We start from the raw sequence: 7,354 nt of genomic DNA, 5'->3' as shown, positions 1-7,354 counted from the left end.
GTAGCCAACCAGGCTTATTTTACACAGGGAAATACCGTCAACCGTGGTTTTGATACACATTTGCCCGGCATTACCGACGGACAAATAAAAGAGGCCATAAACGAAGCATTAAATGGAAAAACAGGTTGGACCGACGGCGTGAACCGCTTGTACTCCGTTTTGGCGCAGGATTTTTTATACCAGGATGCAACCCGAAACGTAATTTTTCTGGACAACCACGACATGAGCCGTTTTTACTCCGTTGTGAACGAGAATTTCAATAAATACAAAGCCGGGATGGCGTTGTTGCTCACCATGCGCGGCATTCCTCAGCTATATTATGGTGATGAAATTTTGATGAAAAATTATTCCAACCCTGATGGTTTGGTACGCTTGGATTTTCCGGGAGGATGGAAAGATGATAAAGTGAACAACTTTACCGCTGCCGGCCGTACCGAAAAAGAAAACGAAGCTTTTGATTACGTCAGAAAATTAGCCAATTACCGGAAAAACACTTCAGCACTGCAAACCGGAAAGCTGATGCAGTACATTCCGCAAGGCAATGTTTACGTGTATTTCAGGTACAATGGCCAAAAAACGGTGATGGTTGCCTACAACAGCAGCGATAAAACCGAAACGATCACAACCGACCGTTTTGCAGAACGCACGAATGGTTTTACCAAAGCCTTAAATGTGATGACTGGCGAACAATTAAACTCGATCAGTAAACTCGATTTGCCAGCCAAATCAGTAACGTTGCTGGAACTGAAATGAGTCTTCGTCCCCAAAAAATAACCTAAACGATCAATGATTTATATTTTATGAAAACAGTTTTACAACGGCCAAGATTAACTTTTTGGCAGATATTGAACATGAATTTCGGCTTCCTGGGCATCCAGTTTGGCTTTGCTTTGCAAAATGGCAATGCTTCGCGCATTTTGCAAACTTTTGGCGCCGACGTTGAGCATTTATCGCTTTTTTGGCTGGCCGCGCCTTTAACCGGGATGATCGTGCAGCCCATTATCGGCCATTACAGCGACAAAACCTGGACGAGCTTAGGCCGGCGCAAACCTTACTTTTTAACCGGCGGCCTGCTGGCCGCGGCCGCTTTGATCTTTTTGCCAAATGCTTCTTTTATGGCATTTATTTTACCGCCGATTTTGGTTGGCGCCGGTATGCTGATGATTATGGACGCTTCTTTTAACGTGGCGATGGAACCTTTCCGCGCTTTAATTGCCGATAATTTGCCCGACAGCCAGCGTGGCCTGGGCTTTTCGGTACAAACTTTTTTGATCGGTATTGGCGCGGTGATGGGTTCCTGGCTGCCTTATATTTTTTCTGAATACTTGGGCATTTCTAAAACGGCCGATCAAAACCATATCCCAAACAACGTGCTTTTTTCTTTTTATACCGGCGCCATTGTGTTGGTTGGTAGTTTGTTGTGGACTATTTTTACCACCAAAGAATACCCGCCCGAAGAGTATGCCGCTTTCCATGCCAACGAACCAAAAGTAGAATCCGGTGGTCTGCTCAGCATATTTCAGGATTTTGCAAACATGCCTTCAACCATGCGGCAGTTGGGCCTGGTGCAGTTTTTCTCCTGGTTTGCTTTGTTTTCCATGTGGGTTTTTTCGGCGCCTGCCATTGCGCAACACATTTATCAGGTGCCAAAAACGGATACTTCATCCATTAAATTTGCTGATGCAGGCAATTGGGTGGGAATTTTATTTGGCGTTTACAATGGTGTTTCGGCAATTTATGCACTGTTTCTGCCTGCAATCGCACGCATCACCAGCCGAAAAATAACACATGCTTTCTCTTTAATTGCCGGCGGTGCTGGTTTAATATCCATCTTTTTTATCCACGACCCCAAACTGCTGCTTATTTCTATGGTTGGCGTTGGTTTGGCCTGGGGAAGTATCCTGGCCATGCCTTATGCTATTTTATCAGGCTCTATCCCTTCCCAAAAAATGGGCGTTTACATGGGGATTTTCAACTTTTTCATCACCTTGCCGCAAATTATCAACGGTTTGTTTGGCGGGCTGATTGTGAAACACCTTTTTAACGATCAGGCCATTTATGCCATCGTTTTGGCAGGTATTTTTATGTTTTGTGCCGCGGTTTGTGTCTTGTTTATTCACGATGAAAAGGACATCAACTTCGAGCCTGAGCAGTGATGACAGTAATTTTTAGGCGGTAAAAGAAGTATCGGAAATAAGTTAAACCTAATTTAGGGCCTGTTTAAATTTTAATCAAGAAGAATTTATAATGCTTTTTTTATGCCTATAAATTTTGTTTTTGAAAACTGTTTCGCTGCAAAAAAATGGGCCAATGATTTTTATGCGGTAAAAGAAGCATGGAAAAATGCGTATCGTTGATGATCTTGATCATCCGCTCGTTTTTGCGGTAATCTGTTGTTACACTTTTTCCTTTGGTAATTGTAGTTGCAGATACCAATTGCCAGGTTCCTTTTAACCGGATTGCCGTAGGTTTTAGGTTATCAAAAGAAAAAGAAAAAAGCAGGCAAGATGCCAGAAGTAAAACTAAAATTCTTGTTTTCATGGTTTAGGGTTTTTGCTAAAGTAGGAGTGTTTGTTTTGTTTGAAAGTAGAAGGCATTGGCTTTACCTGCAAGGTTTGCGCTTTCCTTAAATTCTGTTTACAACCACTACACCAGTTACAAATGCAACTTGTGATGCAGGAGGAACAATTTTGCGTGAAGATTGGGACAGCGTTGGCGAAAACAACGTTTCTGATTTTCCGAGGCAAACTTTGCCACCTTCAACGTCTCGGTTAACGGCTTTTGAAGACCCGTCAAAACATTGGCGGTAATTATGCTTCTTTTACGGCATAAAAATTTAGGTTGTAAAAGAAGCATTTCCTCGGTTCCCAATTCCTCAACCTGAGAAAATAAGCGTGCAAGTATTTCTACAAGCTTTGGTTTAAAGCTTTCTCAGCAAAAAGAATTTCAAAAGTCAACACTAAAAAAAGCACGGTAAAAGAAGCATTTGGCCGTAAAGCAGCAATGCCTGCGGAATTTGGTATCGAAAATGCAACAGCCGTACAAAAAGCAACAGCATGAAAGTTTATTTTACCAGCCCGACGTTAGGCCGCATTTACGGAACGGTAAGTACCGAAAACCACCAAACTTACCAGTTTAAAGGCTGCCAGGTTTTGATCAGCTTAGAGCTAAACAAAACCGAATCGGGCTGGATTTGCCAAAAGGGCCAGTGGCTGCACGATTCGCAAATCCGAGAAATCGGGGCGCAGGTTGACGAGCAGGAGAAATGGCTTTCGGCCCGGTAAACTAAATTTTGCCTGGTAAAAACAGTATTGATTTTTTCTACAACAGCTTATCTAAAGTAATGGGCAATTGACGGATGCGCTTGCCGGTGGCATGAAAAACGGCATTGGCAACCGCCGCCGAAAAACCAATCAAAGCAATTTCGCCCAAACCTTTTGTGCCGATGGGCGTGGCAATATCGTCCGGTTTTTCGATAAAATGGATTTCGATATTCGGCACATCGGCATTAACCGGAACATGGTAATCGGTTAAATTATTGTTTACATAACGGCCGAAGTTATGGTCAATGATGCCTTCTTCCATCAGCGCAATGCCAATTCCCCAAACAATTGAACCCAAAGCTTGGCTGTGCGCCGTTTGATGGTTAATGATCCGGCCGCAATCAATCACCGAAACTACGCGCGTAACTTTCACTTCCCGCGTTTCGGCGTGGATTTGCACTTCCACAAAATTGGCACAAAAAGATTTGCTGGAATATTGGTCTTTTTCGTCGCCCGGTTTGGATTCTACCGAAGCTTCCAACTCTTTTAAGTTGTGTTTTTTCAGAAGGAAACCGTAATCAATGCGTTTCAGGTCGGCTTCGGAAGACTGGTTTAAATCAGCCAGCTTCTTTTTCAAAGCCAAAGCAGCTTCATAAATGGCAGAACCAATGGAGTTGGTGGTGTGCGACCCATATTGCGGTGGCGCCATCGGAAATTTTGAATCGGCCCATTCTATTTGTATTTGGCTTAAATCAACGCCCAAAGCATCAGCCGCAATTTGGGTAAGGATGGTGGCCGAACCTTGCCCGTTATCAGAAACCGAACTTTGGATGAGCACTTTTCCGTCATCAAAAATTTTCAGGCTTGCTTCAGATGGTGTTCGTTCCGATTTGTAAATGCCCGCGCTCATGCCGGTTCCCACCAAAATTTCCCCGATTTTGGTAGAACCGGGAAGCGAGTTTCGTTGCTGCCAGCCAAATTTTTCGGCACCAATCCGGTAACATTCTTTTAAGTGATTGCTCGACCATGGCACGTTTTTGTTGAGGTCGGTTTCCGCAAAATTCTTCAGCCTAAACTCCAGCGGATCCATTTTTAACTGATAAGCCAACTCATCCACAGCAGATTCCATGGCAAAAGAACCACTGGTCTCGCCGGGGCCACGGGCAGGGCAAGGCGTATTCACATCCAAGGGAACCAATTTATAAACCGAATTTATATTGGCCGTGTTGTACATGGATTTTGTGGGATCCAAAATGCGCTCCATAAACTGCTCGTACCGCGAAGTTAAACCGTAAGCTTCGTGGTTGATGCCAAGGATTTTTCCTTCCGCATGAGCACCGATATTGTACTTTTGAACGGAGTGCGGCCGGTAACCAACCATATTAAAAACCTGCTCGCGCGATAAGGCAATTTGTACCGGCCGTTTCACTTTTTTTGCGCCCAGCACAGCCGCCATTTCGTGCGGCCACATACGCGAAGAACTGCCAAAAGCACCGCCAACAAAAGGCGCATGAACGTGTACGTTTTCGGGTTTCAGGTTGAAATATTGCGCAAACTGCTGCTGTGTGGTTTTAACAGACTGCGTTTTATTAAAGATAAATAAATGTTCGCCTTCCCAATAAGCAGTTGCCGCATGAGGTTCCATCGCATTGTGCACTTGAATTGGCGTTTGGTATTCCTGCTCTAAAATAACAGGCGCATGTTTCCAGGCACTAGCATCACCACGCAAATAATCGGATGGTTTGTCCGGTTTTACGGCAAATTCCAATTGCTTTTCCAGATCGGTTTCGTGCGCTTCTTCTTCGTATCGAACCGAAACCAAAGTTGCTGCGTATTGTGCCAGTTGCAACGTATCTGCAATAACCATTGCAGCGGGTTGCAAATTGAAACGGATCTGATCGTTTTGAAAAGGCTTAAACTCGTTTCCTGAAAAAATCGGAATGGCCGAAGCCGGACTTATATCGCGACCGGGAACTTCGGGCGAATTTAAATGGCTGATGACCGCCAACACGCCGGGCAATTGTTCGGCCTGCTGGCTGTTGATCTCCAAAATACGGCCTTTGACAATTTTACTGCTGATAATTACGCCGTAAGCCAAATCTTTTAAAGGATATTCGGCCGCGTATTTTGCTGTTCCGGTAACTTTCTCCAAGCCTTCAACCCGTTTGATTGGTTTTCCGACAAAGCCTTGCGATGTGTTGTTTTGGTTCATGTTTAGTTGGATAATTTGTTTTTAAAATGGATTACCTGCAATTTTTGGCGATGCTTCTTTTATCACCTAAAAATTGGGATCGGGCTGAAAGGTTGAATGTATTTGCTTCAATCTAAAACAAACGGATCAACATTAGTTCTTGAACGGATGCTGTTTTTATCGGCATAAAATTATTCAACAAAAAAATTACCGAACACCGCCAGCCATTTCCTGTTATATAAGGGCGTTCAAAATCAGCGCAGCAAAAAATAATATGGAAAGAACAAATAACCCGGTTTGGTTTATCACCGGTTGCTCCACCGGTTTTGGCCGGGAGTTGGCCAGGCTGGTTTTGGCCAGGGGCTGGAATGTGGTGGTTACGGCGAGAAAAACGGATCAAATAAAAGATATTGCCGAAGGGCACGAAAGCGCAACGCTGGTTTTGCCGCTGGACGTAAACGATAAAGCGCAAGTTTTGGCCGCCGTGGCACAAGCCGAAGAAACTTTTGGCAAGATTGATGTGTTGGTTAACAATGCCGGTTACGGTTATTTCAGCAGCATTGAAGAAGGCGAGGAAGAAAAAATCAGGGCGCAATTTGAAACCAATGTTTTTGGGTTGATCAGCATGACGCAAGCCGTTTTGCCGGGAATGCGCAAAAACCGAAAAGGGCATATCATCAATTTTTCTTCTATCGGCGGTTTGCGGGCTTTTACGGCAACCGGCTTTTATCACGCCACAAAATTTGCGGTCGAAGGTTTGTCAGAATCTTTGGCGCAGGAATTAGAACCGTTGGGAATCAAAGTGTTGATTGTTGAACCCGGGCCTTTCCGTACCGATTGGGCAGGCCGTTCCACTTCGCGCACGCCAGTTGGAATTGCGGATTACGAAAGTACCGTTGGCGCGAGGATGGCCGCAAGCCAAAACGGAAGCGGTAAACAACAAGGCGACCCGGTACGTGGCTGCGAAGCAATTATCAAAGCGGTAGAAGCTGAAAACACACCTTTGCGTTTATTGCTGGGCGAACCGGCATATAGAATGGCAATGGAAAAAATTGATTTGCTAAAAGCGAATTTTGAAGCCTGGAAAGAAGTAACCTTAGGCGCAGATTTCCCGGAAACGGAAAGATAAACGCAAGGTTTGTTGTGGTAACACAGCTTTTTCAATCACAACTTTTTGTAATTTTAGGTTCGATACCTTTATTTAAAAAACGCCTGTTTTCACCATGATAAACATCAAAACCCAAGCTTTGCTGGCCGGATTTACCTTGCTGGCATCAATTTGTGCCTGTAAAAACAGTACCGGCAATTTGGCCGATAACCAGCCGGACACCAGCAAAACCAGTGCGCCGGTGGAAACGAAAAGCCCCAACAGTGATTACAAACCTGCTTTTGCCGGGCAAACACGCGCGCCAGGCGTAACAACCAGAACAGCTCTGTCAATCTCGGTTATCAACAGTGACCTGCAACAGCCTTGGGCAATTTGCTTGTTGCCAGACGGACGTTTTCTGATTACCCAAAAAGCAGGAAACATGCTGATTTTGACGGCTGATGGCAAACAGGACAAAAAAATAACCAACTTGCCAGCCGTGCTGGCCGAAGGGCAAGGTGGTTTGCTGGATGTAAACATTGACCCAAATTTTGCTTCAAACAAAACGATTTTTTGGGATTATGCCGAAAAAACCCCGAATGGTTCTTTGCTGGCCGTTGCCAAAGGAAAACTATCGGCCGATGAAACTAAAATCGAAAATATCCAGGTGATTTATCGCGCCATACCTGCTTACAACGGTTCTTTGCAATATGGTTCGCGGATTGTATTTGATAAACAAGGCAACTTGTTTGTAAGTACCGGCGAACGCGGCTCAAACGATATCCGTGTAAAAGCGCAGGATTTATCAGCTGC

The 7,354-nt window shown here is 44.6% G+C and carries 7 protein-coding genes; 5 read left to right on the top strand and 2 right to left on the bottom strand.

All coding sequences use genetic code 11. From position 1 onward, the window contains the following. Together Q0192_RS07165 and Q0192_RS07160 are read left to right on the top strand one after the other, a co-directional pair. Window positions 1–753: cyclomaltodextrinase C-terminal domain-containing protein (locus Q0192_RS07165; RefSeq protein WP_299288227.1), on the top strand; the 753-nt coding region annotated here is incomplete at its 5' end. 98 nt (window positions 754–851) lie between these two features. After that, complete coding sequence (locus tag Q0192_RS07160) at window positions 852–2,156, top strand: MFS transporter (RefSeq protein WP_299288224.1); 1,305 nt, start codon at window positions 852–854, stop codon at window positions 2,154–2,156. Between the two features lie 106 nt (window positions 2,157–2,262). Here the strand turns inward: Q0192_RS07160 and Q0192_RS07155 are convergent, their stop codons facing one another. After that, a complete protein-coding gene (locus Q0192_RS07155) occupies window positions 2,263–2,541 on the bottom strand; it encodes a hypothetical protein (RefSeq protein ID WP_299288221.1) in 279 nt (92 codons plus the stop codon). A 515-nt stretch (window positions 2,542–3,056) separates the two neighbouring features. Between Q0192_RS07155 and Q0192_RS07150 the strand changes: the two genes are divergently transcribed. Then, window positions 3,057–3,284 carry a hypothetical protein gene (locus Q0192_RS07150; protein WP_299288218.1) on the top strand — a complete coding sequence of 76 codons (228 nt, stop codon included), beginning with the start codon at window positions 3,057–3,059 and terminating at the stop codon, window positions 3,282–3,284. A 37-nt stretch (window positions 3,285–3,321) separates the two neighbouring features. On the opposite strand, the gene Q0192_RS07145 is transcribed toward Q0192_RS07150, so the two are convergent. Continuing rightward, window positions 3,322–5,475: a xanthine dehydrogenase family protein molybdopterin-binding subunit gene (locus Q0192_RS07145; RefSeq protein WP_299288216.1), complete on the bottom strand. Its 2,154-nt coding sequence runs from the start codon at window positions 5,473–5,475 to the stop codon at window positions 3,322–3,324. Window positions 5,476–5,728: 253 nt separating this feature from the next. Here Q0192_RS07145 and Q0192_RS07140 point away from each other — a divergent pair, with 253 nt between their 5' ends. Both Q0192_RS07140 and Q0192_RS07135 read left to right on the top strand, forming a co-directional pair. Beyond that, window positions 5,729–6,583 (top strand): oxidoreductase, encoded by an 855-nt coding sequence (locus tag Q0192_RS07140; protein ID WP_299288213.1) that lies wholly within the window; start codon window positions 5,729–5,731, stop codon window positions 6,581–6,583. A gap of 94 nt (window positions 6,584–6,677) precedes the next feature. Further along, window positions 6,678–7,354: PQQ-dependent sugar dehydrogenase (locus tag Q0192_RS07135; protein ID WP_299288210.1), on the top strand; the 677-nt coding region annotated here is incomplete at its 3' end.

It is taken from the genome of uncultured Mucilaginibacter sp. (genome assembly GCF_937859865.1).
GTDB lineage: Bacteria > Bacteroidota > Bacteroidia > Sphingobacteriales > Sphingobacteriaceae > Mucilaginibacter_A.
The sequence above is the reverse complement of the archived record's forward strand: the minus strand, read 5'-3'. Positions and strand labels throughout refer to the sequence as shown.